Below are 22,259 nucleotides of genomic sequence, written 5' to 3'. Positions count from 1 at the left end.
ATGCAAAAGCTCGTACATGTGGTCGGCGCAGGCCTTGCCGGTCTGGCCGCCGCAGTGCAGTTGCAGCGGCGCGGCGCGCACGTCGTGCTGCATGAAGCGGCTGCCCAGGCGGGCGGCCGTTGCCGTTCGTATTACGACGCGAGGCTGGGCGCGACGCTCGACAGCGGCAATCACATGGTCCTCGCGGGCAATGTCGCGACGCTCAACTACACGCGAGCGATCGGCGCCGCCGACGAACTGGCCGGGCCGGCGCAGCCCGAATATCCGTTCGTGGATCTCGCCACGCGCTCGCGCTGGACCGTGCGCCTGTCGCCGGGACGCCTGCCCTGGTGGGTCTTCGATCCGAACGCGCGCGTGCCGAACACCGGGCCGGGCGACTATCTGGCGCTCGTGCCGCTGCTGTTCGCCAAACCCGGGCGCAGCGTCGCGCAGACCATGCGCTGCACCGGTCCGTTGTGGGACCGCCTGCTGCGGCCGCTATTTCACGCCCTGCTGAACGTCGAACCACGTGAAGCGTCGGCGGAACTGACGGGCGCCATCGTGCGGCAGACCGTGATGGCCGGCGGCCTTGCGTGCCGGCCACTGGTCGCGCGCAACGGTCTGGGCAGCGCGTTCGTGGATCCGGCGTTGCGGCTGCTGCAGCATGGCGGCGCGGCGATCAGGTTGGATTCGCGCCTGGAAGAAATCGTATTTGCCGCCAACAACGGCCGTGTGCAGGCGCTGAAATTCGCCGGCGAAAGCATCGTGCTCGAAGCGGGTCACGCCGTGATTCTCGCGGTGCCGCCGGAGACCGCACAAACGCTCGTGCCCGGTGTGCGCGTACCGACGCGCTTCGCGGCGAGCGTCAACGTGCATTTCGCGATCGATCCGCCGTTTGGTTTGCCACCGGTCACCGGGCTGCTCAACGGCACGGCCGAATGGCTGTTCGCTTTCGACGGGCGCCTGTCGGCGACCTTGAACGGCGCCGAGCTGCTGCTCGACACGCCGCACGAAGCGCTCGCGGCCACTGTCTGGGCCGAAGTGGCGCAGGCGGCCAACTTGCCTGCCGCGCCGATGCCGGCGTGGCAAGTCGTCGTGGAAAAACGCGCGACCTTCGCCGCGCTGCCGGATCAGGAAACGCTGCGGCCCGGCACGCGCACTCGCTGGAAAAACCTGATGCTCGCGGGCGACTGGACGGCCACCGGCCTGCCCGCGACGATTGAAGGCGCGATCCGCTCCGGCCAGAAGGCCGCGGATACGCTGCTGAATGAACCGATGGAACGCCGATGAACGATTTATCCCAAACCCAGCCGCTGGACGCCGTTTTGCCCGAAGTCGCGGGCGCGGTGCCGCCCGCGCCGGCCGCTGCGAGCGAAGCTCCCGCAGCATTGCTCGACGCCGCCATCACGCGCGCCACCGATGCGATCCTCGCCGCGCAAAAGCCGGACGGTCACTGGGTCTACGAACTCGAAGCCGATGCGACGATTCCCGCCGAATACGTGCTGCTGGTCCACTATCTCGGCGAAACGCCGAACGTGGAGCTGGAGCAGAAGATCGCGCGCTATCTGCGCCGCATCCAGTTGCCCGACGGCGGCTGGCCCCTCTTTACCGATGGTGCGCTCGACGTCAGCGCCAGCGTCAAGGCGTACTTCGCGCTGAAGATGATCGGCGACCCGGCGGATGCCGAGCACATGGTCCGTGCGCGCGAGGCGATCCTCGCCAACGGCGGCGCCGAAGCCGTGAACGTCTTCACGCGGATTCTGCTCGCGCTGTTCGGCGTGGTGTCATGGCGCGCGGTGCCCATGATGCCCGTCGAGATCATGTTGTTGCCCATGTGGTTTCCGTTCCATCTCTCGAAGGTGTCGTACTGGGCGCGTACCGTGATCGTGCCGCTGCTCGTGCTCAATGCGAAGCGGCCGCTGGCGCGCAATCCGCGCCGCGTGCGGATCGACGAGCTGTTCCGCGGTGCGCCGGTCAACACCGGCCCGCGCGATCGGGCGCCGCATCAGCATGCTGGGTGGTTCCGGTTTTTCAGTGGCGTGGACATGCTGCTGCGCGCGGTGGACGGTCTGTTCCCGAAAGCCACGCGCGAGCGCGCGGTGCGCGCGGCGGTGGCCTTCGTCGATGAACGGCTGAACGGCGAAGACGGGCTCGGCGCGATTTTCCCGGCTATGGCGAACTCGGTGATGATGTACGACGTGCTCGGCTATCCGGCCGATCACCCGAATCGCGCGATAGCTCGCCAGTCTGTCGAAAAGCTGCTCGTTATCAAGGATGACGAAGCATATTGCCAGCCGTGTCTGTCGCCGGTCTGGGACACCTCGCTCGTCGCGCACGCGCTGCTCGAAACCGGCGAGGCGCATGCCGAGCAGGCAGCCGAACGCGGGCTCGCGTGGCTGCGTCCCCTGCAGATTCTCGACGTGCGCGGCGACTGGATTTCGCGCCGTCCGAATGTGCGGCCGGGCGGTTGGGCATTCCAGTACAACAACGACTACTACCCGGACGTCGACGACACGGCGGTGGTCGTCATGGCCATGCATCGCTCGGCGGCGCTCACGCATTCCGAGGTCGATCGCGAAGCCATAGCGCGGGCGCGCGAATGGGTGGTCGGCATGCAGAGCAGCGACGGCGGCTGGGGTGCGTTCGAGCCGGAAAACACACAGTACTACCTGAACAACATTCCGTTCTCCGACCACGGCGCCTTGCTCGATCCGCCGACCGCGGACGTCTCCGGCCGCTGTCTGTCGATGCTCGCCCAACTTGGCGAACTGCCGCAGGGTAGCGAGCCGGCCCAACGCGCGTTCGCGTACATGCTGAAGGAACAGGAATCGGACGGCAGCTGGTATGGCCGCTGGGGTCTGAACTACATCTACGGTACGTGGACCGCGCTGTGTTCGCTGAACGCAGCCGGCATGCCGCACGACGACCCGCGCATGAAGCGCGCCGCGCAGTGGCTTCTGTCGATCCAGAACGAAGACGGCGGGTGGGGCGAGGGCGGCGAGAGCTACAAGCTCGACTACCAGGGCTACGAACGCGCGCCGAGCACGGCTTCGCAAACCGCGTGGGCGCTGATGGGCCTGATGGCGGCGGGCGAAGTCAATCATGAAGCGGTGGCGCGCGGTGTCGCGTACTTGCAGCGGGAACAGCGCGAGCATGGCCTGTGGGACGAAACGCGCTTCACGGCGACCGGCTTCCCGCGCGTGTTCTATCTGCGCTACCACGGCTATCGCAAGTTCTTCCCGTTGTGGGCACTGGCGCGCTTCCGCCATCTGAAGCGTAATGGTCTGACGCGCGTCGCGGTCGGGATGTAACGGATGCCTCTTCCGAGCACTCCTTCAACGGATGGCGGCCGTAGTGCCTTGCCGGTCATCGTGGTGACGGGCATGGCGTTCGAAGCGCGAATCGCTCGCGGCGAAGGCGTCGAGGTCGTCTACGCGGCGCGCGCCGATCTGCTGGAGCAGGCATTGAGCGCAGCGGTCGCGCGTGGCTGCTCGGGCATCATGAGTTTCGGCACGGCGGGCGGTTTGGCGCCGGATTTGCAGCCGGGCTCGGTGATCGTCGCGGACGCCGTCGAGGGGCCGTTTGGGCGCTTGCCGACCGATCGGCGATGGGCGGACAGGCTTGCGGCCGTGCTGGCAGCCGGGCCGCTCTCCGGGCGTGTGCGGCGCGGGCTCATGGCGGCTGTCACCGCGCCGTTGGTGAGCGCGGGCGACAAGGACGTGCTGCATCGCTCGAACGGCGCTCTGGCGGTGGACATGGAGTCGCATATTGCCGGCGCGAAGGCTGCCGCGCTTGGCGTGCCGTTCGCCGTCTGCCGCGCGATCGTCGATCCGGCGTGGCGTACGCTGCCGTCCGCGGCGACTGCCGGCCTGCGCGACGACGGCACGACCGCGCTTGCACCGATTTTACGTGAGCTGCTGCGCCAGCCGTCGCAACTCGCCGCCCTGATCCAGGTTGCCGTCGACGCCCGCGCGGCCCGCATCTCGCTAGTCGAGGCGCGGCGCGCGCTAGGCGAAGCCGGGGCCTTGCAGATGGCGAGCGCCTGAAAACGTCCTGTATATCCAGTGCCGCGCAAGTGTCAATCCAATGCGCGGCACCTCTCTGAAATCCCAACCCTTACTGCGTTACCGGTGCCGAAGCCGGCTGTGTGTTGTCGGCCGGCGGCGCTGCGGGCAGCGTTGGCGCGGGCGTGTCTGAAGCACCGTTCGGCGCTGCAGCCGGCGCAACCGACGTCGAGCCTGCTGCGCCGCTCGCCGGCGTATCACCCGGATCGGTGTAGTTGGGCACGCCAGCCGGGGCACCCGTGGCAGCGCCGGAGGCCGCGTTCGGCGCCTCCGCGGCGTCGCCCGGATCGGCGTAATTCGGCAGAGCGCCTGCCGCCGGTGCGCCTGCGGCAGGCACCGACGAAGCGCCGGAATCGCCCTGATCGTCGTAGTTCGGCAGCGGCGCCGCGGTGTCGCCCGTGCCGCGCAAACGCGCCTGGCGTTGCTGCGTATAGGCGTCGCGCACGAACGAGTACTTGTCCAGCGCGGCCTGTTGCAGCAGGTCCGACGCGCCCAGCAGGTCGGAACGCACGCTGACGAACTGCAGCACGTACAGCGGATTGCGTACCGCCGGCTCCATGTAGTTCAGCGGGTTGAACTTCACGTCGACGATAAGGCCCATGCTGTCACGCACGGTGCTCGGGCCGAACAGCGGCAGGACCAGATACGGGCCCGACGGAATGCCCCAGTGACCCAGCGTCAGGCCGAAATCCTGATGGTGCTTGGGCAGCCCGGCGGGCGTTGCCCAATCGAGCAGGCCGCCCAGACCGAAGGTCGAGTTGAACGCGAAACGGACGATGTCCTCGGTTGCGTCGGTAATCTTCAACTGCAACAGCGCGTTCGCCGCGTTCGTCAGATCGCCCAGATTCGAAAAGAAGTTACTCACCGCCGTGCGCAACGGCTGCGGCGTGACCTTCTGATAACCCTTCGCTGCCGGAACGGCGATATAGCGGTCCAACCCATCGTTAAAACTGAACACCGCCCGGTTCACCGGTTCGAACGGGTCGCCCGGTTTGCGGTCGGGGCCGGTGGCACAGCCAGAAATCAAACCGGTGGCGACGATTGCCAGCGCGGTGTTACGCAGCTTCATGCTTATATTCCTTTTTGCTTCGCGCGACGTGCGCGCGGCTTGCCCATCAGCACGGGTTGAAATACCACGGCGCCGATCAGCGTGCACAACAACGAGAGCGCCAGCAGACGCCCCATACTTGACGTCCCCGGATGGTGCGACAGCCATAGGCTGCCGAACGCCGTTGCCGTGGTCGCCGCGCTGAACAGCACAGCGTGCGTCAGGCTCGACTGCAGGAGGCCGGTCTGACCGTTGCGCCACGCCATCACGAAGTAGATCTTGAAAGCTACGCCGACGCCGAGCATCAGCGGCAGCGCGATGATATTCGCAAAGTTCAGGGGCATGCCGAAAACCACGCACAGTTCGAGCGTCACGAGCGCCGAGACCAGCAACGGAACCAGCGTGCGCAACATGTCGCTGACACGGCGCAGCGCGATCCACAGCAGGATCGCAATCGAGATGAGCGCGTAGGCGGCGGCCTGCAGGAACGCCTTGATGATGGTGTCGGCCGAATGCAGGATCGAAATCGGGCCGCCGATCGCGCCTGGCTCCGCCTTTTTCACCGCGTGGGCGAAGCGGGCGAGCATGGCGTCGTCGTTCGGATCGGTGCCGGGTTTCACCTTCGGCGAGATGTCGACGAGGGCGCGGCCGTCCTTCGATACCCAGCCTGACGAGATTTCCTTGGGCAGATTGTCACGGGTGATTTCAGTCGGCTGAAGCAGGTTGGCCAGCTGACCCAGCGCGATGCGCAACGTCTCGGACATCGCGGTTTCTGCGCGGTCGCGCGTGGCGGCGTTGGCGGCGGCTAACTTCTCTAGTGTGGCCGATAGATGCTTGGCTTCGGCGGCGCCAGGGCCTGGGTGATCGTCGGCGGCGAGCGAAAGCTGGTTCGACGTGCGCCTGAGCGCGGCGACACGCACCGCGTCCGTGGCCTGTTGCGCGGGCTGTTGCTGCAGCGCGGGCAACAGTTGCTGCGCGGCGCTCGCGATCAGCATCAGCTTTTGCTGCTGGTCGGTGGGAACGAAGGTGTCGAGCGTGTTGACGCGTCCCACTTCCGGCAACGTGCGCAGGCGCGCGGCCATGCGGTCGGCCTCGGCGAGCGACGGCGCCAGCACATGCACGTTGTTGACCGCGGCTTCCGGCGAGTCCTTCAGCGACAACAGCGTGGCCATCGACTCCGTGTGCGGATCCTTCAGATGAAGCGGGTTGAAGTCGAAGCGCAAATGCGTGAGCAACGGCGTGGCGCCGATCACGACGATCAGCGTGCCGATCAGCACCGGCTTGCGATGATGATCGAGAAAATCGTCGACGGGCGCGAGTTGCTTGAAGCCAGGCGAACCGGCTTCGCCCGGCGGATTGAAGATCTTCAGCAGGGCCGGCAGCAGCGTCATGTTGGTGAAGTACGCCACGAACATGCCGACGCCCGCGATTTCGCCCAGTTCGGACACGCCGCGGTAAGCCGTCGGCAGGAACGAGAAGAAGCTCAGCGCGACGGCGACCGCGGCGAGCGTGAGCGGCACGCCGATGCTGTGCGACGTATGCATGAGGGCGGCGGACAGACGGTCGTCGCGATTGCGCTCCTCACGATACTTGACGCCGAACTGCACGCCGAAATCGACCCCGAGCCCTACGAACAGCACCATGAAGGCGACCGAAATCATGTTGAGCGCGCCCACCATCAGCAGCCCGAGCGCCGCGGTGATGGCGAGCCCCACGAACAGCGTGATGAACACGGCCGCGATCATGCGGCCCGAGCGCAATGCCAGCCACAAAATGATCAGCACGACGATAAAGGTGCCGATGCCGTTGAGCACCGCGCCGTCCTTGACTGACGCGAATTCTTCGTCAGCGAGCGGTTGTTCGCCGGTCAGACGGATCGTGGCGCCATAGCGCGAGTCGAGGTGCAGCGCGGCGGCCGTGTTGCGGATCGACTTCGACGCCGTGGCGCCCGGCTCCAGCGCGTCGTAGTTCACGACCGGTTGCACGACGACGAAGGCGCGCGCCGGCTCCGTGGCCGCGCTCTTGTCGACCAGCGCACGCCACGAGAACGCCGCCGGTTGGCCAGCCAGCACCCTGTCGAGGGTGGTCGCGCTTTGCGACAGCAGATGGCTCATGTCGCCGAGCTTCACCTGACCGATCTGCAGCGGCAGCAACAGGCTCGTGGTGAGCGTGCCGGCGAGGCCGGTCAGGCTCGGATCGTGCGCGAGGGCATTGACGAGCGGGCGCGACTGGACGAGTTGCGAGGTGGTCGACATCACCTCGTCGGTCGACGGAAACAGCAGGCCGTTGTGTTCGAAGAACGGGCCGCCGGCCGGCTGCGAAACCGCCACGAATTCCTTGGGATCGGCTTTGAGCGCGGCAGTCAGCGCCTGGGCAGCGGCATCGGCGAATTCCGGCGCGCGTGCTTCGACGACCACCAGCACGGTATCGCCGCGATCGGGGAACGCCTGGTCTATGGCGTTGTCCAGAGCCGTCCATTGCTTGTCGGTCTCGATGAGACGGCTGATGTCCGTGTTGATCTTGAAGTTATGGGCAACGTAGAAGCCGCTCAGAACGGCGAGCACGAACGACACGGCGACGATCCGCAGTGGATGACGCACTGAATACGCGACGAGACGGACAATAGATGACTTCAGCATGTAGGCGAAGGTGGTCTTATCACGGTGTTGTTTTTGACGAAAGTGCACAAGTATACAGAGCCGGAGCGATTAGGCTCTGGTTCGCTAGCAAGTGCGGCTCCCGGAAGGGTGCTTTGGGGCGGGAACGCAATGTCGGTATACTGGTCTATCCTGCTTTCGCCGCGAGCTTGCGAGCCCGGCGGCGCTTTCTTCTTTCAGGTTCTGTCGAGCGTATGAAACGTTATCTGTCTGCTTTTCTGGCTGCGGCCGTCGTATCCACTGCGGCTTACGCGCAAAGCGCGCCCGACGCGGTGGTAAAAAGTGCTGTCGAGGGCACGGTGGCCGCGATGAAGGCTGACCCGCAGGCGCGCGGCGGCGACATGGCGAAGATCACCCAGCTCGTCCAGTCGCGCTTCCTGCCGGCCACCGACTTTCAGCGCACCACGCGGATCGCGGTCGGCAAGGCGTGGACCACCGCGACGCCCGAACAGCAAAAGCAACTGTACGAGCAGTTTACGCTGCTGCTCACCCGCACTTATGCTGCTTCGCTATCCCAACTGCGTGACCAGGACGTCAAGTTCAAGTTCTTGCCGGCCAACGTGCCGGCCGGTGCCAAAGACGTCGTCGTGCAGTCGCACGTGCTCAGCAATGGCGGCGACGACGCGATCGACTATCGCATGACCAAAGACGGCGCTGGCTGGAAGGTCTACGACATCAACATGATGGGCGCCTGGTTGATCCAGGTGTACCAGACGCAGTTCGCCGACCAGATCGCCAAAGGCGGCATTGACGGGCTGATCAAGTTCTTGACCGCTCACAATGCGCGCAGCGCGGGGTAACGGTCAAATGCCTCGTGAGGCATGAGGCGTAAAAAAAGCGCGGTGGTTTGATGGCCACCGCGCTTTTTTTCTTCGCGATCACCGGCGGCGCGACAGCACCGCCAACGACCGCTTAGTGGGCTGCTGTAGCCGTCTGCACTTTCTTGCCCTTGCCGGAAACCTTGATCTCTTCCAGCTTGATCTCGACGTGGCGGGAGAAGACATATTCGGCCGGGCGTTGCTTATCCAGAGGAATATCTTTGGTGAAAGCGCCCGACGTTTTCGGTCCGCGCAGGCTGACCTTCAACGCCTTCAGCGGATGCGCTACCGTGTCCATCACGGCGGTCGCTTCGAAACCGCAGTGAACCATGCAGTCGGCACACTTCTCGTAGTTACCCGTGCCGTATTTTTCCCACTGCGTGGTTTCCATCAGTTCCTTGAAGGTCTTCACGTAACCTTCGCCGACCAGATAACACGGCTTTTGCCAGCCGAACACGGTACGTGCCGGGTTGCCCCACGGCGTGCACTCGTACGTCTGATTGCCGGCCAGGAAGTCGAGGAACATGCCCGACTGGCTGAACGACCAGTTCTTGCCATTGTTGCCGCGCTTGAAAATCTCGCGGAACAGTTGCTTGGTTTTGTCGCGGTTCAGGAAGTGCTGCTGATCCGGCGCGCGCTCATACGCATAACCCGGCGAAACGGTGATGCCGTCCACGCCCATCGGGCCCAGCGTGTCGAAGAACGCGGCGACGCGTTCCGGCACGGCGTCGTTGAACAACGTGCAGTTGATGTTCACGCGGAAACCGCGGCGCTTCGCTTCCTTGATGGCGGCGACAGCCTTGTCGTACACGCCTTCCTGCGACACCGAATGATCGTGCGCCTGCTGATCGCCGTCGAGGTGAACCGACCACACGAAGTACGGATTCGGCTCGTAGTCGTCCATCTTCTTTTCCATCAGCAGCGCGTTCGTGCACAGGTACACAAACTTCTTGCGCGCGATGATGCCCTTCACGATCTGCGGCATTTCCTTGTGCAGAAGCGGTTCGCCGCCTGCGATCGAGACCACCGGCGCGCCGCATTCGTCGACGGCGCCGAGGCATTCTTCCAGCGACAGACGCTGATTCAGGATGGGATCCGGATAGTCGATCTTGCCGCAGCCATTGCAGGCGAGATTGCAGCGGAACAGCGGCTCCAGCATCAGGGCGAGCGGGTAGCGTTTATTGCCGGAGAGATGTTGACGCATGATGTATGCGCCGACCCGGACTTTCTGTAGCAGCGGAATAGACAAAACGTCCTCCTTAAACTTCGCGTGCGGCGAGTGGTTGCATCAGCTTCGATGGCAACTTGAATTCGACTTTCTCTTCACGGCCCGCCATCGTCGTGACATCGACAGGCCCCAATGCGCTCAGCGCATCGATTACGTTCTTCACCATCTCTTCCGGCGCCGAAGCACCGGCCGTGATGCCGACGGTCTGCACGTTCGCAAACCATTCCGGCTTCACCTCCGAACCGTCGGCGACGAGGTAACTCGCCACGCCGCTTTCGCTGCCGATCTCGCGCAGCCGGTTCGAGTTCGAACTATTGGTTGCGCCCACCACCAGCAGCACGTCCACCTGTTTGCTCAACTCGCGTACCGCCGCCTGGCGGTTTTGCGTGGCATAGCAGATGTCGCGCGTATCCGGGCCGACGATGTCGGTGAAACGGCTCAGCAGGGCGTCGATAATGCCACGCGTGTCGTCCACCGACAGCGTGGTCTGCGTGACATAAGCGAGCGGCGTGTCGAGCGGCAGGTCGAGGTTTTCGACCTCGGCCTCGCTCTGCACCAGCAGCACTTTGCCCGGAATCTGGCCGACCGTGCCTTCCACTTCCGGATGCCCGGCGTGGCCGATCAAAATCAGCGTGCGGCCGGCGCCGACATATTGGCGACCCTGCACATGCACTTTGGTGACCAGCGGGCAGGTCGCGTCAAGCACGTCGAGACCGCGCGCTTCGGCGTCACGCTCGACAGTTTGAGCGACACCGTGAGCGCTGAAAATCGCCACGGCGCCTTGCGGCACTTCGTCGAGTTCCTCGACGAAGCGCGCGCCTTTCTGGCGCAGATTGTCGACTACGTGACGATTGTGAACAATCTCGTGGCGTACGTACACGGGTGCGCCGTGTTGTTGTAACGCGCGATCGACAATCTCGATTGCACGAACAACACCCGCACAAAAGCCGCGGGGTTGAGCAAGGATGACTCGCATAAGTTGGCGAACTCCGACTGACGCGGGTTCGAAGAAGTCGGTAAATATGACTCTATCGCCGCGATCATCTAATTAGTTGACGTCTTGAGCCCGGCGACAGCCGGTACAGCAAAACCAAACGCGCATTCTAACGCTATCAGGCCGGCTTTGCTCTGGGGGCGCCCGGCCGGTGTTGGGCGGGCGCCGCAGTGGCAGGCGGCGGCTGGAGCGGCAAGCAGGCTCACGGCAATGCGGACACGGCAATCGTGCGGCAATCATTACACGCTGCAGCGGTTTAACGGAACCCTTAAACTACGTAGTCCTGCGGCGCTGCGGCGCCCGCATTACAAAAGGGTTTCGAGGCTCGCTGGATGGACGTCGATCAGTACGAAAATTTTCCGGTCGCGAGCGTGTTGCTGCCAAAGGCGCTGCGCGCGCCTGTCGGCATAATCTATCAGGTCGTCCGCACGGCGGGCGACATTGCCGACGAAGGCGACTGGAGCGCGGCCGAACGGCACGCCCGTCTCGCCGACTTCCGCGCCGGCCTCGACGCGGTGGCGGCGCGGCGCGCGGCGCCGGTGCACCCGCATCTGTTCGGCAAGCTCGCCGGTGTCGTGGCGCAGTATAAACTACCGCTCGCGCCGTTCTACGATCTGCTGCATGCGTGCGCTCAGGATATCGACACCAGCCGCTATGCCGACCGGGCCGCGCTGCTGGACTATTGCCGCCACTCGGCGAATCCGCTCGGGCATCTGATGCTGCACCTGATCGGCGCGGCCACGCCGGAAAATCTCGCCGACGCCGACGCGATCTGCACGGCGTCGCAGTTGATCAGTTTCTGGCTCGACGTCTCCGCCGACTGGAAAAAGGACCGCTTGTATCTGCCGCTCGCGGACCTGCGGCGCTTCAACGTGAGCGAGGCGCATATCGCCAACGGTGTCGCCGATCAGGACTGGCGCGCGCTCATGGCACATGAAGTGTCCTTCGTCCGGGAGATGCTGGTGCGCGGCGCGCCGCTTGCATTGCGCATTTCCGGCCGGCTGGGAATCGAGTTATGCGGCGCCATTCACGGCGGCCTGCGCTTCCTCGAACGGATCGAGAAGGCAGGCTACGACGTGTTTCGCGAGCGGCCGGAACTCAATACGTTTGACTGGTGCGTCGTCGCGGCCCGCACTGCAGTGATGTGGCTGTCGCGGCGCGTCGGTGTGGCAGCGCGTTCAATCGAGGGTAATGCTTAATGGCGGTGGTTCTGTTTCTTCTTTCGTGTGTTTCCCTGCTGATCTGGTGTGTGTTGCTGTTCGCGCGCGGCGGTTTCTGGCGCGCGCGTCCTGCCGCGCCGCTCACCATCGGGCCGCGCGCGTCCTGGCCGGCGGTTGCCGCCGTGGTGCCGGCCCGCAATGAAGTCGATGTGATTGCAGAGGCGGTCACCACGCTGCTTCAGCAGGACTATCCGGGCGAATTCCACGTGATCGTCGTGGACGACCACAGCACCGACGGCACCGCCGACGCCGCCCGGGCGGCCGCGTTGCAGTTGCAGTGCCCCGACCGCCTGACCGTGCTGAGCGCGAAGCCGCTGCCGCCGGGCTGGTCGGGCAAGGTGTGGGCGCAGTCGCAAGGTATCGAGGCCGTGCGCACGCTCGGCTTGCCGGCGGACTTTCTGCTGCTGACGGACGCCGACATCGGCCATCCCGCCGACGCGGTTGCGCAACTCGTCGCGCGCGCGGACGCGGAACAGCGTGATCTCGTCTCGCTGATGGTCCGCCTGCGCTGCGATTCGTTCTGGGAAAAGGCGCTGATTCCCGCGTTCGTCTTCTTCTTTGCCAAGCTGTATCCGTTCTCGTGGGTCAACAACCCGCGCAATCGTACGGCGGCGGCCGCAGGCGGCTGCATGCTGGTGCGCCGTAGCGCGCTGGAAGAAGCGGGCGGCATCGAGTCGATCCGCGCCGAGCTGATCGACGATTGCAGCCTGGCCGCACGAATCAAGCATCGCGGCACGGGGCGCCATCCGATCCGGCTGGATGTGGCGGCGCGCAGCGTATCGCTGCGTCCGTACGACAGCTGGCGTGAGGTCTGGAACATGATCGCGCGCACGGCTTTCACGCAGTTGCATTACTCGCCGTTGCTGCTGGCGGGCACGCTGGTGGGCATGACGATCATCTATCTGATGCCGCCGGTGGCCGCACTGGTGCTCGGTCCGACGGGGTGGCCCGCATGGCTTGCCTGGGCGGCCATGTGCTGCGCTTATGCGCCGATGCTCAGCTACTATCGCCGCTCGCCGCTGTGGGCGCCATTTCTGCCGCTGGTCGCGCTGTTTTATGTCGGCGCGACGTTTGCGTCGGCGGTGCGCTACTGGCGTGGCAAGGGCGGGCAGTGGAAGGCGCGTGTTCAGGCGCCAGTGCAGGAACGCTGAAGCAGCGCTCAGAAACGGTCGGAATGGGAAAGCAGCGCTCTCGGGCGCCGCTTTTTCACATTAGCCTTTGGTGAGCATCATGTAGAGCTGGATCACCATGTCCGGCGAGAACGTGAACGGCACCCAGCCATGGCCCGTATGGCGCATCACCAGCAAACGGTCGCCGTTCGACTGCTTTTGCACCGCCATGACCGGATTCTTCGTGGATACGAAGCGCCAGCCCGTAGGAATTCCAGGCGGCGGTTCCGGCGTCATCGAGGCGCGCGCGTTCGACAATTCCTCGATCAGTTGGCCGATCTGCTCCGCGCGCAGCGCGACCGTCTGGCCGCCGATCGTCATCGTGATCTCGTTCTGCGCGGGACGATTGATTTCGAGCGTGGGCTGAAGCTGCGGGGCCGGTGCCTTGTCTTCGACGGCCGCCTCGGTCCCAGCCGCAACCGCTTGCGCGGTGGATTCGGTCGCGATCGGATCCGCCGCCGTTTGTGGCGCGGCGGTGTGAGCGGGTGTCTCGGGGATGTTTTCGGCCTGCGGGGCCACGACAGCCTGAATGAGCTGATCGACGCCCATTTCCAGTGCGCCGAGCTGTTCGTGAAGATTCATGCGAGGTTTCTCTGGTAAGACCTACGATTTTACCTGCTGCGCGTAGGCTTTTACCTGTCGCTAACACGGTGACGTTGTAACAAATGCTTGCGGCTATACCGTATTGTCCGGCGCGGGCCGCGCGTTCGGATCCGCATCAGGCCTTCAGATAGCCCGCTTGCCGGAACCAGTCGAGCGCGTCGCCCAGACCCTGGCGGTAGGGTCGCGCACGATAGCCGAGCTCGCGTTCCGCTTTCGCCGACGTGAAATACATCTTGTTCTTCGACATTTTCAAACCGTCGACGGTGACGAACGGTTCGCGTTTCGTGATCTTGGCGATCGCTTCGGCGCCCATCGCCAGCGGATAGAGCGGCCAGCGCGGCAGGCTCAGTGTTGGCGCCTTGCGGCCGGTCAGCGCCGCGATATCCGCGAGCATCTGTTGAAGCGACAGATTTTCGCCGCCCAGGATATAGCGCTCGCCGATCTTGCCGCGTTCGAGCGCGAGGAAATGGCCGGCCGCGACGTCGTCTACGTGCACGAGGTTGAGCCCCGTGTCGACGAACGCCGGAATCTTGCCGAGCGCCGCTTCCACGATGATGCGTCCGGTCGGCGTTGGTTTGACGTCGCGCGGACCGATCGGCGTGGACGGATTGACGACCACGGCGGGCAGGCCGTCTTCCGCGATCATCCGCTCCACCGCGCGTTCGGCCAGCACCTTGCTGCGCTTGTACACGCCAATGGCCTGATCGGCTTTGAGCGGCGAGGTTTCATCGGCGGACTGGCCGGAACTGGTCACTTTCAGCGTTGCCACGCTGCTCGTGTAGACGATGCGCTCGACGCCTTCCTTCAGCGCCGCGCGCATCGTCGCCTCGGTGCCTTCCAGGTTCGAGCGCTCGATCTCGCTCGGGTCCGGCGCCCACAGGCGATAGTCGGCGGCCACGTGCAGCAGATAGCGTACGCCGCGCAGCGCGTTGCGCATCGACGCTTCATCGCGCATGTCGCCGACCACGATTTCCGCGTCCAGCGACTCGACGTTTTGACGCGGACTGGTGGCGCGTACCAGCACACGCACCCTGAAACCCTTCTGTTGCGCGACGCGTGCCACCGACGAGCCGACGAAGCCGGAGGCGCCGGTCACGAGTACGAGATCGCGATTCTGTTCGGTCATTCTGTTTCCATTTCCCTGCGTGACAGTCGACGGATTGTACGTGGCGCGCGTGTTGCGTGTCGCGCGGGCGGCCCGAGCGGACGGCTGGAGGCGCGTTGCCGAGCAAGCTTGCCGTGACGCGACTAGAATGCCGGCTTGAAGATTTTTGCGTTTGCATGGGACCGGAGTCAGTGCTGAAGCGCTAACTCCGGCCGACAGAGGAGAGGACGGCATGGCCCCGGATCTGGATCAGCGGATCGAAACATATTACGTGCGGGTGCGCGGCACCGTGCAGGGCGTCGGCTTTCGCCACGCGACCGTGCGGCAGGCCCACGCGCTCGGAATCAAGGGATGGGTGGCGAATCTCGACGACGGTTCCGTCGAAGCCATGTTGCAAGGCTCGGCCAACCAGGTGGACCGCATGTTGTCGTGGCTGCGTCACGGACCGCCGGCGGCGCGCGTGACTGAGGTCAGCGGCGAAGAGCGCTCGACCGAGAAGCGTTACGAACGCTTCGAACAGCACTGAGCCGACTTCTACCCAAAGAAAAGGCGTCGCGCCATCATGCCGATGGCGCGACGCCTTGCTGTTTTTGTGCCGCTACTTAAGTGAGTCAGCGGCCCGCCGCGTTCACCGCGCCACGAGCAGGCTTTCCGCAAAGCCCCATTCTTCCTCGACCCATTGATGGCTGCACACGAAGCCGGCGTCGTCGGCAATCGCGGGCATTTCTTCCGCGCGATACTTGTGGCTGCTCTCCGTCCAGATCGTTTCGCCCGCTTTGAGCGACACCGTCAATTGCGCCGCGCCCACGTGCGCGGTGATATCGCGTTTTGCCCGCAGATGCATTTCGATGCTGCGCGCGTCCGGGTTGAAGCGCGCGACGTGTTCGAATGCATCTAGCGGGAAGTCGCCATCGAGCTCGCGATTGATGCGCGCCAGCAGATTCAGATTGAACGACGCAGTGACGCCGATCGAGTCGTCGTAGGCGGCGACCAGTACGGGCGTCGGCTTGATCAGATCCGTGCCGAGCAGCAACGCGTCGCCGGGCGCGAGCATGTTGCGGATATCGCGCAGAAAACGCGTCGCCGCAAGTCTGCCGAAATTACCGATCGTACTGCCAAGAAACAGTACGAGTAACCGTTCGTCCGTTGCGCGTTGCTTGCTCACTTCGGCGAGGCCGGCCAGGTAATCGCGTTCATAACCCACGATCGAAATGCGTTCGATGTCGCCGAGTTCGCGCCTGCACAACTGCAATGCGCTGCGCGAAATTTCAATCGGGCAGTAAGAAGTGGGGCGTTTTTTACACAGTGCTTCCAGAATGCGCCGTGTTTTACGGCCGCTGCCGCTGCCGAGTTCGGCGACCGTCACGTCATGCGGCAGGTGCGCGACGATGTCTGCGGCGTGCTTCGCGAGCAGGCGTTCCTCGGCGCGGGTCACGCCGTACTCCGGCAGCACGGTAATCACTTCGAACAGCGCGGAGCCTACTTCGTCGTACAGATACTTCGACGGCAATTCTTTTTGCGGCGTATGGGTGAGACCCGCGCGAACCTCGGCGGCGAAGGCGGCACGCAGATCGGGCGATGCGTCGTGCGATAGGGCTGGCTGGGTCATGCTGTCTCCAGTAGTCACATTCGATAAGCGGGATTGCTGCCGGGGCGGCGGCACGCGCGGTGAAGCACAGTTGAGGCGTGCCGTGGGGAAGAAGGGCGGGCATGGTCCGTAGGACTGCCATTGCCGGCCCATGGATGCTGCACATGCTGTCCCACGAGGACTTCCTGTGGGGTTGCGAGCGACGCCGCCAACAGCGTCGCCATACTTCGTAGCAAGATTCGCGCTTGAGCCGCATTGCGCGAGAGTGTGCGATGTTGCCGCTGAAAAATCGCGACGTGGCCGGTCGCACGTGCAGTTATGTTCTAGTGCACCGACGCGCAATGCGCACGGAATAATTGCAGTCTGCTTGTAGACGCCAGCAGACCGGTGGCCGGATACCCGTCTAGAATGCCGGATTGCGTCGCTTTCGAAGACGAAAAACGCAGCGCCTGATTTGCACTGCCCGCTGGTGAGAACGCTGTGAGACCGCTTGTGAGACTTCAATTCCAATGACAACGACTAACGCCGCGGGACTGCATGCTGCGCTGCAAATACAACCATCAGCCTACCCACACGCATCTGCACCGACTGCCAAAGCGACTGCGCGACAGGGCGTTCAATGAACCAGTATGACCCAAAGCGCGGTATCGCGTTGTCGGTCGGCGCGTCGGCGATGTTTGCATTACTCTCCGCTTACGCAACACTGCTCGCGCCACTGAGCGGGCTCGACATTTTCGCGTGGCGCATCGTGTGGACTGTGCCTGGCGCGTTATTGCTGATCGCATTGCGAAAGCGCCTGCCTATTCTCCGGCAGCTTCTTTACCGCATGGTGACCGAGCCGAGGCTCGGCGCGGCGATGACCGTGAGCGCGGCCCTGCTCGGCGCGCAACTGTGGGTGTTCCTCTGGGCGCCGCTGCATGGAAGGATGCTCGAAGTCTCGCTGGGCTATTTCCTGCTGCCGCTGGTGATGGTGCTTGTCGGGCGCTTCTACTATCACGAGCGTCTCGACGGTCTGCAGTGGTTGGCCGTTGCTTGCGCCGCTGCGGGCGTAGGCCATGAACTGTGGATGACCGGTGCTTTTTCGTGGCCGACCTTGCTGGTCGCGCTCGGCTATCCACCGTATTTCGTGTTGCGCCGCAAGATCAATCAGGATTCGCTGGCCATGTTCACCGTGGAGATGATGCTGCTCCTGCCGGTGGCGATCGTGTTGGCGTTCAGCAGCGATTCGCTGGCATTGATCGTCGGGCGCGCGGATATGTGGTGCCTGTTGTTGCCCGGCCTCGGCGCGTTGAGCACCATTGCGCTGGCTTCGTATCTGAAGGCGAGCCGCCTGTTGCCGGTCGCGTTGTTCGGCATTCTCGGCTATGTCGAGCCGGTGCTGCTGGTACTGGTCTCGATCACGTTGCTCGGCGAAACACTTGGCGCCGCACAGTTGGCCACCTACATTCCAATCTGGATCGCGGTCGCGTTGACGGCATTGCATAGCGTGCGTCTCGTTCGCCTCGCGCCGGGCTGATCCGGATTGATCTGCATCGAACATGCAGATGGTGAATCAGGCGGCGCGCTCTAGTGATGCGCCGCTGTACGGTCCGCATTGATACGCGTCGGACCGACTTGTGCCTCGATCGCTTCGCGCAGCGCGGGTCGCCAGCCGAAGCCGAACAACGCTTCCGCAAGCACGAACAGCGGTCCGATCAGCAGGCCGATCACGTCGTCGACGAAGGCAGGCTTGCGATGCTCGTAAGCAACATGGCCGACGAACTGAAACACCCAGCCGACCAGAAAGAGACCGACGCCGATAACGAGCCACGCCAGCGTGGATTGCGCCGCCGCCCACTGGCCGAACGCGACACATAACGCGGACACGAACGCCATCATTACGCCGAGCGGCACGTCGAGCACGAGGTAGTAGAGCGTGGCCGCGACGAATAGCACCCAAGCCGGCGATAGCGTCATCGGTAACGCGCCCACAGCAAAAGCGGGCCGGCTCAACAACGTCGCCAACGCCAGCACGATCATCGGAATGCCGATGAAGTGCGTGGCGATATTGCGCCGGTCACGATGGTAGGCCGCGTATTGCGTCAGCTGTTGCGTCAGCGTTCTCATGGATCCCGCTCCCTGGTTAAAGTCAGCATAATCGCGGGCAGCGGAATTTGAAACCATCGGGTAGCCGACAATCGGACACGGGTGCCGTCCTATGACTGCGAGTTTTCCATCGAACAAGCTTGCCGCGGTGCTCGAGCGCAGCGCGTGGTTTCGCTCGGCGCCGGCTGCCATGCGGGCGCAACTGGTCGAAGCGGGGCGTCTCGAACGGCTCGCCGCCGGTCAACGGCTCTTCACACGCGGTGATTCCGACGACGGCCTCTATTGCGTGCTCGACGGCCTGGTGAGAATCGGTGCGGCCAGTTCGGCGGGCAAGGAGGCTTTGCTCGCCGTCATCGAACCGGTGAACTGGTTCGGCGAGATCGCGCTGTTCGACAATCGGCCGCGAACCCATGATGCGTATGCCGAGCGCGATTCCGAGCTGTTTCATGTGCCGCGCGCCGCGCTCGCCGAACTGCTCGAACGCACGCCGGCTTATTGGCACGTGTTCGGTTTGCTGTTGACGCAAAAACTACGCCTTGCTTTCGACGCGATCGAAGAAGCCGCGTTGCTGCCCGCAGCGCAGCGCGTGGCGCGCCGTTTGTTATTGATGGCGGGCGGCTACGGCGAGCCCGGCGCATTGCGGCGCGTGCTCAAAGTCCCGCAGGAGGATCTCGCGATGATGCTGGCGCTGTCCCGGCAAACCATCAACCAGATACTGAAGCAGTTCGAAACGCAAGGTGCGCTGAAGCTCGGTTATGCGGAAATCGAAATTACCGATGTGCACAAACTGGGCGCTTTGGCGCAATTGAATCCGGCAGCCGATTGACGGCTGTGCTTCTGCCTTTGCCTGCATAGACCCCGCATAGACCCCGCGCGATGCACCACGCGCCGCCACATCTTTATAAGCATTTTACGGCGCACCCCCATTTCTATTGCGATTCGCTATATCCAGCCCGGTAAGGTCGAGGGATCCCGGTCAGGAAGCGAAAATATGCATGGAGATAGCGCTCTGGAAGGTGTGTCACCACGACGAAGAGCCGACCGTTACCCGGCAACTCGCGGTTTCAAGATCATGCTTGCGGCGATCATGTTCTCGTTCGCTGCTGCCGCGCATGCCGCCGAGACTGATACCGATGCACAGTCGGCCGTATCGGCTCCGCTCGTCGCGAGCGACGCCACTCTGGAAGCCGGCTTGCCGACTCTCAGCGATATCACCGCCGTGCTGCGCGCGCAGTTTCGCGTGGCGCCGACGGAATCGCTGAAGATTGCCCGTGCGGTACTGATCGAAGCGGATCGCCACGCTATCTCACCCATCTTGCTGCTCGCCGTGATGGCGGTCGAATCGAGCTTCGATCGCAATGCGGTCAGCGTCGCGGGCGCGCGGGGGCTCATGCAGATCTTGCCGGCGGCGCATCCGCAATTGATTGCCGGCGCGGCCGATCTGACCGATCCGGCAATCAACGTGCGGATCGGCTCGACCATTCTGCGCCGCTATCTCGACGAAAATGGCGGCAATCTCGATGCCGCGTTGCTCCGCTACAGCGGCGGCGGACGTGGCTATGCGCGGCGCGTTGCGCTTCGCATGCAGCGTTTCGACGCAAGCTTGCGCCGCGAATGAAGTACTCATTCGCGGCGCAGCGACGGGAGATCGAACAGGGATTCGTTAGTTCATCACGCCGGCGAACTCCGCGCGCAAGTCCTGCAACCTGTCGCGCGCGGTGCTCAGACGCTCGACCAGTTGCGCCGACGCGCGCGAGACCGGCATGCGTGTTTCGTCGCTGAGCGAATGATCGAAGGCCAGCATGGCCTTGATGGCGGACGGATTGGGCGCGGCGAACAGGAGCCGTAAAACCGGCAGCAAGCTGGCGAACAGATTTCGCGCATCCACGTCGCGTTCGGCTCGCAGCAGATCCTGGAACGCAACCAGCAGGTCGGCGCAGACGTGCGCGCTGGCGAGAATGCCGCCTGTTCCGCCGTGATGCAGACAGTCGTCCAGGGCTTCGTCGGTGCCGCACAGGACGTTGATCGGCAGGGCGCTCAACTGGCTGAAGTGCTCTTTTACGCACTCCTTGATCGCGACGATGTTGCCGCATTCGAGGAGTCGCGCGACGGTATCCGGCGCGATGGACACGCCGGTTCGGTGTGGCACGTTATAGAGGACGACAGGACGCCCGGTCGCGCCTGCGACCTGCTCGAAATGCCACTGCACGCCGGCCTGATCCGGACATATGTATGACGGCGCGGAGACCAGATAGCCCGCGCAGTCCCACCGTTCGTAGCGCTGGATATCGTGCAGGACGTCGCGTGTATTCGATCCGCCGACGCCGATCAGCATTGGCAGACGGGAGCGGACTACATCGCTTAGCGCCTGCAATACGGTGAGACGCTCGGCGTCCTGTAGCAAGGCCGCTTCGCCGGTTGTGCTCAACGCGACAATGCCGGCGATCTCCGTGCGCGAATAATAGTCGGCGAGGCGCTGCAATGCGTCGATGTCGACTTCGCCGTTGCGCAGCGGCGTGACGATTGGTAACCAGATACCTGAGAACATGATTAGCGCGCCTTCGCGACCGCGCTGCGGCGCTTCAATGGGCCGATCATCGCGGCGGGAAGTGTCGAGATCAGCGTGTGCAGTGTGAAGTCGAGGTCGTCGAAGGCAATGTCGAGTTGTACGCGAATTTCCTGGCGCATCGCTTCCGTGGCAACGACATAGACACCGAGGGGAGAATGAAGCAGGACGCGAAGCTGGGTGCCGGGAAGTGCGCACGATCGGTGAGGCAGGGTGACCTGCAAGCGAACGCGTGCCGCGGGAAAGGGAATGACATTGTTGCGTTGAACGCGCGGCTCGTTGAGCGGCTGAGCGGCAGCGTTGCCGATTGATTGTGAGAGAGCCATGTGATGCGGCGTCCGTGGACGCCAAGGTTGATCAGGACAGTTCGAGATTAGACGTCGGCAGGTAAACGCAGTGCAAAAATTGAGGCATCCGCTGAAAAAATCATACTGGGCGATTGCGGATCCGTCTTGCCAGCAAGCATTCGTCGCGCGCTCGAACGTGCATAAAAAAAGGCGAGTCATATGACTCGCCCTCCCTGAACGGCACAGTTCGGCTTCGATTATCTACACATGCCTGGCCGGTGCGTGCCGAAACCGATCACCTGTTATTGCGTTTTCGTCGTGTCGGTTTTTGCGCCGTCGGCTTTTGCCGGGGCATTGCTGGCCTCTTTTGCGCTCTCGGTTTTGGGGTTGGCGGCGCTCGTTTCTGCGGCGGCCTTCTTCGTGGTCTTGTGCGCTTTTGCCGTGTGATGGGCAGAAGTCTTCTTCACATGCGTTTTGGCCGTGGTTTTGGCCGGCGCTTTGGTGGCCGCTGCGCCTTCATCCGTCGCGCCCGTTTGCACGGCGGTGCTCGCCTTCAGGTTCGCCTGTCCAGCGGGCTGCGTTTGCGCGGGCTGCGCAGGTTGTGTGCTGGACGGTGCGGCCGTTTGAGCAAAAGCGGTCGACACGAGCAAAGCGGAAGCGAGAGCAGCGAAAAGCGTCTTCATGGTTTAACTCCTGGTTTAACCGGTTGATTCTTGTGTCGCGGCTGAAATGATTCAGCGCTGCCGGGTTAACGCCCGCCGGGAGACAGGAGTTGACGAGCTTGTGGTGACAAAACGTAACCGCTGAAACATATCTTGGGATCCCGAAGCAGTTGTGGCTGCGAGACT

Annotated in this window: 21 protein-coding genes; 10 read left to right on the top strand and 11 right to left on the bottom strand. The window is 63.7% G+C overall.

Annotation, left to right across the window (positions count from 1 at the left end):
• From hpnE to PDMSB3_RS35735, 3 genes are read left to right on the top strand one after another with little or no spacing between them, the layout of a single operon-like run.
• Positions 1-1,269 carry a hydroxysqualene dehydroxylase HpnE gene (hpnE, locus tag PDMSB3_RS35745; RefSeq protein WP_165189580.1) on the top strand — a complete coding sequence of 423 codons (1,269 nt, stop codon included), beginning with the start codon at positions 1-3 and terminating at the stop codon, positions 1,267-1,269.
• Positions 1,266-3,290 (top strand): squalene--hopene cyclase, encoded by a 2,025-nt coding sequence (shc, locus tag PDMSB3_RS35740; protein WP_007178627.1) that lies wholly within the window; start codon positions 1,266-1,268, stop codon positions 3,288-3,290. The genes hpnE and shc overlap by 4 nt, the downstream gene beginning before the upstream one ends.
• Before the next feature lie 3 nt (positions 3,291-3,293).
• Positions 3,294-4,025, top strand: coding sequence for a phosphorylase (locus PDMSB3_RS35735; RefSeq protein WP_007178626.1), 732 nt, complete (start codon positions 3,294-3,296; stop codon positions 4,023-4,025).
• Between the two features lie 70 nt (positions 4,026-4,095).
• On the opposite strand, the gene PDMSB3_RS35730 is transcribed toward PDMSB3_RS35735, so the two are convergent.
• On the bottom strand, positions 4,096-5,112 hold the full coding sequence (locus tag PDMSB3_RS35730) for an MlaA family lipoprotein (RefSeq protein WP_165189578.1): 1,017 nt from the start codon (positions 5,110-5,112) through the stop codon (positions 4,096-4,098).
• A gap of 2 nt (positions 5,113-5,114) precedes the next feature.
• Entirely contained in the window at positions 5,115-7,730 is a 2,616-nt protein-coding gene (hpnN, locus tag PDMSB3_RS35725) for a hopanoid transporter HpnN (protein WP_007178624.1), read from the bottom strand.
• Positions 7,731-7,942: 212 nt separating this feature from the next.
• Here hpnN and PDMSB3_RS35720 point away from each other — a divergent pair, with 212 nt between their 5' ends.
• Positions 7,943-8,548: an MlaC/ttg2D family ABC transporter substrate-binding protein gene (locus PDMSB3_RS35720; RefSeq protein WP_007178623.1), complete on the top strand. Its 606-nt coding sequence runs from the start codon at positions 7,943-7,945 to the stop codon at positions 8,546-8,548.
• Between the two features lie 112 nt (positions 8,549-8,660).
• Here the strand turns inward: PDMSB3_RS35720 and hpnH are convergent, their stop codons facing one another.
• Positions 8,661-9,815, bottom strand: coding sequence for an adenosyl-hopene transferase HpnH (gene hpnH / locus PDMSB3_RS35715; RefSeq protein WP_007178622.1), 1,155 nt, complete (start codon positions 9,813-9,815; stop codon positions 8,661-8,663).
• A gap of 10 nt (positions 9,816-9,825) precedes the next feature.
• Positions 9,826-10,770, bottom strand: a complete 945-nt coding sequence (ispH, locus tag PDMSB3_RS35710; protein WP_007178621.1) for a 4-hydroxy-3-methylbut-2-enyl diphosphate reductase — start codon at positions 10,768-10,770, stop codon at positions 9,826-9,828.
• 350 nt (positions 10,771-11,120) lie between these two features.
• Here ispH and hpnC point away from each other — a divergent pair, with 350 nt between their 5' ends.
• A complete protein-coding gene (gene hpnC, locus PDMSB3_RS35705) occupies positions 11,121-11,987 on the top strand; it encodes a squalene synthase HpnC (protein WP_007178620.1) in 867 nt (288 codons plus the stop codon).
• On the top strand, positions 11,987-13,159 hold the full coding sequence (locus PDMSB3_RS35700; protein WP_007178619.1) for a glycosyltransferase: 1,173 nt from the start codon (positions 11,987-11,989) through the stop codon (positions 13,157-13,159). The genes hpnC and PDMSB3_RS35700 overlap by 1 nt, the downstream gene beginning before the upstream one ends.
• A gap of 60 nt (positions 13,160-13,219) precedes the next feature.
• Here the strand turns inward: PDMSB3_RS35700 and PDMSB3_RS35695 are convergent, their stop codons facing one another.
• Both PDMSB3_RS35695 and hpnA read right to left on the bottom strand, forming a co-directional pair.
• Entirely contained in the window at positions 13,220-13,759 is a 540-nt protein-coding gene (locus tag PDMSB3_RS35695) for a hypothetical protein (RefSeq protein WP_007178618.1), read from the bottom strand.
• 136 nt (positions 13,760-13,895) lie between these two features.
• Positions 13,896-14,906, bottom strand: a complete 1,011-nt coding sequence (gene hpnA / locus PDMSB3_RS35690; protein WP_007178617.1) for a hopanoid-associated sugar epimerase — start codon at positions 14,904-14,906, stop codon at positions 13,896-13,898.
• 211 nt (positions 14,907-15,117) lie between these two features.
• On the opposite strand from hpnA, the gene PDMSB3_RS35685 reads away from it, so the two are divergent.
• Positions 15,118-15,411 (top strand): acylphosphatase, encoded by a 294-nt coding sequence (locus PDMSB3_RS35685; protein ID WP_007178616.1) that lies wholly within the window; start codon positions 15,118-15,120, stop codon positions 15,409-15,411.
• Positions 15,412-15,513: 102 nt separating this feature from the next.
• On the opposite strand, the gene egtD is transcribed toward PDMSB3_RS35685, so the two are convergent.
• Positions 15,514-16,494: an L-histidine N(alpha)-methyltransferase gene (egtD, locus tag PDMSB3_RS35680; protein ID WP_007178615.1), complete on the bottom strand. Its 981-nt coding sequence runs from the start codon at positions 16,492-16,494 to the stop codon at positions 15,514-15,516.
• A 598-nt stretch (positions 16,495-17,092) separates the two neighbouring features.
• Between egtD and rarD the strand changes: the two genes are divergently transcribed.
• Entirely contained in the window at positions 17,093-17,989 is an 897-nt protein-coding gene (rarD, locus tag PDMSB3_RS35675; protein ID WP_007178614.1) for an EamA family transporter RarD, read from the top strand.
• 50 nt (positions 17,990-18,039) lie between these two features.
• On the opposite strand, the gene PDMSB3_RS35670 is transcribed toward rarD, so the two are convergent.
• Positions 18,040-18,579, bottom strand: a complete 540-nt coding sequence (locus PDMSB3_RS35670; protein WP_165189576.1) for an Mpo1 family 2-hydroxy fatty acid dioxygenase — start codon at positions 18,577-18,579, stop codon at positions 18,040-18,042.
• Between the two features lie 91 nt (positions 18,580-18,670).
• Between PDMSB3_RS35670 and PDMSB3_RS35665 the strand changes: the two genes are divergently transcribed.
• Both PDMSB3_RS35665 and PDMSB3_RS35660 read left to right on the top strand, forming a co-directional pair.
• Positions 18,671-19,384, top strand: a complete 714-nt coding sequence (locus PDMSB3_RS35665; protein ID WP_007178612.1) for a Crp/Fnr family transcriptional regulator — start codon at positions 18,671-18,673, stop codon at positions 19,382-19,384.
• Between the two features lie 165 nt (positions 19,385-19,549).
• Positions 19,550-20,176 carry a lytic transglycosylase domain-containing protein gene (locus tag PDMSB3_RS35660; protein ID WP_007178611.1) on the top strand — a complete coding sequence of 209 codons (627 nt, stop codon included), beginning with the start codon at positions 19,550-19,552 and terminating at the stop codon, positions 20,174-20,176.
• 45 nt (positions 20,177-20,221) lie between these two features.
• On the opposite strand, the gene PDMSB3_RS35655 is transcribed toward PDMSB3_RS35660, so the two are convergent.
• The 3 genes from PDMSB3_RS35655 to PDMSB3_RS35645 all read right to left on the bottom strand — a co-directional run bounded on the left by PDMSB3_RS35655 (position 20,222) and on the right by PDMSB3_RS35645 (position 22,094).
• A complete protein-coding gene (locus PDMSB3_RS35655; RefSeq protein ID WP_007178610.1) occupies positions 20,222-21,106 on the bottom strand; it encodes a 4-hydroxy-tetrahydrodipicolinate synthase family protein in 885 nt (294 codons plus the stop codon).
• A gap of 2 nt (positions 21,107-21,108) precedes the next feature.
• Positions 21,109-21,630 (bottom strand): hypothetical protein, encoded by a 522-nt coding sequence (locus PDMSB3_RS35650; protein WP_327197057.1) that lies wholly within the window; start codon positions 21,628-21,630, stop codon positions 21,109-21,111.
• Positions 21,631-21,713: 83 nt separating this feature from the next.
• A complete protein-coding gene (locus PDMSB3_RS35645; RefSeq protein ID WP_007178608.1) occupies positions 21,714-22,094 on the bottom strand; it encodes a hypothetical protein in 381 nt (126 codons plus the stop codon).
• Between the last annotated feature and the right edge of the window lie 165 nt (positions 22,095-22,259).

It is taken from the genome of Paraburkholderia dioscoreae, assembly GCF_902459535.1.
Lineage (GTDB): Bacteria > Pseudomonadota > Gammaproteobacteria > Burkholderiales > Burkholderiaceae > Paraburkholderia > Paraburkholderia dioscoreae.
Note: the sequence above shows the minus strand (reverse complement) of the source record. Positions and strands in the feature narration are given on the sequence as shown.

Coding starts and splice junctions, on each gene's coding strand:
- hpnE (WP_165189580.1), top strand. CDS start 1: ATGCAAAAGCTCGTACATGTGGTCGGCGCAGGCCTTGCCGGTCTGGCC.
- shc (WP_007178627.1), top strand. CDS start 1,266: ATGAACGATTTATCCCAAACCCAGCCGCTGGACGCCGTTTTGCCCGAA.
- PDMSB3_RS35735 (WP_007178626.1), top strand. CDS start 3,294: ATGCCTCTTCCGAGCACTCCTTCAACGGATGGCGGCCGTAGTGCCTTG.
- PDMSB3_RS35730 (WP_165189578.1), bottom strand. CDS start 5,112: ATGAAGCTGCGTAACACCGCGCTGGCAATCGTCGCCACCGGTTTGATT.
- hpnN (WP_007178624.1), bottom strand. CDS start 7,730: ATGCTGAAGTCATCTATTGTCCGTCTCGTCGCGTATTCAGTGCGTCAT.
- PDMSB3_RS35720 (WP_007178623.1), top strand. CDS start 7,943: ATGAAACGTTATCTGTCTGCTTTTCTGGCTGCGGCCGTCGTATCCACT.
- ispH (WP_007178621.1), bottom strand. CDS start 10,770: ATGCGAGTCATCCTTGCTCAACCCCGCGGCTTTTGTGCGGGTGTTGTT.
- hpnC (WP_007178620.1), top strand. CDS start 11,121: ATGGACGTCGATCAGTACGAAAATTTTCCGGTCGCGAGCGTGTTGCTG.
- PDMSB3_RS35700 (WP_007178619.1), top strand. CDS start 11,987: ATGGCGGTGGTTCTGTTTCTTCTTTCGTGTGTTTCCCTGCTGATCTGG.
- PDMSB3_RS35695 (WP_007178618.1), bottom strand. CDS start 13,759: ATGAATCTTCACGAACAGCTCGGCGCACTGGAAATGGGCGTCGATCAG.
- hpnA (WP_007178617.1), bottom strand. CDS start 14,906: ATGACCGAACAGAATCGCGATCTCGTACTCGTGACCGGCGCCTCCGGC.
- PDMSB3_RS35685 (WP_007178616.1), top strand. CDS start 15,118: ATGGCCCCGGATCTGGATCAGCGGATCGAAACATATTACGTGCGGGTG.
- egtD (WP_007178615.1), bottom strand. CDS start 16,494: ATGACCCAGCCAGCCCTATCGCACGACGCATCGCCCGATCTGCGTGCC.
- rarD (WP_007178614.1), top strand. CDS start 17,093: ATGAACCAGTATGACCCAAAGCGCGGTATCGCGTTGTCGGTCGGCGCG.
- PDMSB3_RS35670 (WP_165189576.1), bottom strand. CDS start 18,579: ATGAGAACGCTGACGCAACAGCTGACGCAATACGCGGCCTACCATCGT.
- PDMSB3_RS35665 (WP_007178612.1), top strand. CDS start 18,671: ATGACTGCGAGTTTTCCATCGAACAAGCTTGCCGCGGTGCTCGAGCGC.
- PDMSB3_RS35660 (WP_007178611.1), top strand. CDS start 19,550: ATGCATGGAGATAGCGCTCTGGAAGGTGTGTCACCACGACGAAGAGCC.
- PDMSB3_RS35655 (WP_007178610.1), bottom strand. CDS start 21,106: ATGTTCTCAGGTATCTGGTTACCAATCGTCACGCCGCTGCGCAACGGC.
- PDMSB3_RS35650 (WP_327197057.1), bottom strand. CDS start 21,630: ATGACTCGCCTTTTTTTATGCACGTTCGAGCGCGCGACGAATGCTTGC.
- PDMSB3_RS35645 (WP_007178608.1), bottom strand. CDS start 22,094: ATGAAGACGCTTTTCGCTGCTCTCGCTTCCGCTTTGCTCGTGTCGACC.